Genomic DNA, 1219 nt, shown 5'->3' on the forward strand with positions numbered 1-1219 from the left:
GCTCGCCGCCGTGGAAGCGCACCTCCAGCCCCGAGGGCCGGGGCGAGCCGTCCCGGCGCAGGGTGACGAGGACGTGGTGCCGGAAGGCGCCGAAGCGCCGCTCGACGGCCGCCGCGAAGTCCGGTTCGGCCGTGGTGAAGTCCGCCCAGTTCATACCGGTCGAGTGTGCTTGCCTGACCCGACATCTCCTGTCGCCTTTCCCATCTGCGCGGCATCTTTACGGAACAGCCCTGCCTTTTTGGGCTGACCGGCGGTAACTTCCGGCCCGTACCGCCCTACCAGCGCTGGAGGACCTATGTCCGGGCCCACCCCGCCGCTGCCGCTGTCCACCGACCAGCTGCAGTTCGCCATGCCGCCGATGCACGACTCGGTCGAGGACGAGCGCCGGCACCGCAAGGAACGGCTCGCCGGAGCCCTGCGGATCTTCGGGCGGAACGGCTTCGAGGACGGCGTCTCCGGCCACATCACCGCCCGGGACCCGGAGTTCAGCGACTGCTTCTGGGTCAACCCCTTCGGCATGCCCTTCCGGCACGTCACCGTGGGCGACCTCGTCCTCGTCAACCAGGACGGACAGGTCATCGAGGGCCGCTACCACGTCAACCAGGCCGCCTTCACCGTGCACGCCCAGGTCCACGCCGCCCGCCCGGACGTCGTCGCCGTCGCCCACTGCCACTCCGTGCACGGCCGCGCCCTCGCCGCCCTCGGCGACCTCGTCGACCCCCTCACCCAGGAGAGCTGCGCCTTCTACGAGGACGCCGCCCTCTACGACGCCTACACCGGCGTCACCGTCGACGCCGAGGAGGGCCGCCGCATCGCCTCGGCGCTCGGCTCCCGCAAGGCGCTGGTGCTGCGCAACCACGGGCTGCTCACCGTCGGCGGCTCCGTGGACGCCGCCGCCTGGTGGTTCCTGTCCATGGACCGCTCCTGCCAGGTGCAACTGCTGGCCCGCGCGGCCGGCCGCCCGGTCCTGATCGAGCACAAGCTCGCCGTCGCCACCCGCGAACAACTCGGCGGCGACCTCGTGGCCTGGATCAACTACCAGCCCCTCTGGCAGGAGATCACCCGCAGCGAACCCGACCTGCTCGGCTGAGCCCGGCAGCGATCGGGAGTGGTCGGGAGTGGTTGGGAGCGGTCGTCAGCGGTAGGGGGCAGTTGGAGGTGACGGGGGCGGTTGGGGGTGGCGGGGGTGACCGGGGGGCTAGGGCGACCGGGGGGCTAG

The 1219-nt window shown here is 71.8% G+C and carries 1 protein-coding gene and 1 pseudogene; one reads left to right on the forward strand and one right to left on the reverse strand.

Annotation, left to right across the window (positions count from 1 at the left end):
* Positions 1-154, reverse strand: a pseudogene (locus tag ACPC54_RS42125) (pyridoxamine 5'-phosphate oxidase family protein); the annotation flags it as partial.
* 141 nt (positions 155-295) lie between these two features.
* Here ACPC54_RS42125 and ACPC54_RS42130 point away from each other — a divergent pair.
* Positions 296-1090: a class II aldolase/adducin family protein gene (locus ACPC54_RS42130; RefSeq protein WP_111586132.1), complete on the forward strand. Its 795-nt coding sequence runs from the start codon at positions 296-298 to the stop codon at positions 1088-1090.
* Positions 1091-1219: the final 129 nt, after the last annotated feature.

Origin of the sequence: Kitasatospora sp. NPDC094028, assembly GCF_049543595.1 — a bacterium.
Taxonomy (GTDB): Bacteria; Actinomycetota; Actinomycetes; order Streptomycetales; family Streptomycetaceae; genus Kitasatospora.

Bases quoted from the DNA above. Each gene is read 5' to 3' on its own strand.
- ACPC54_RS42130 (WP_111586132.1), top strand. From the start codon at position 296: ATGTCCGGGCCCACCCCGCCGCTGCCGCTGTCCACCGACCAGCTGCAG.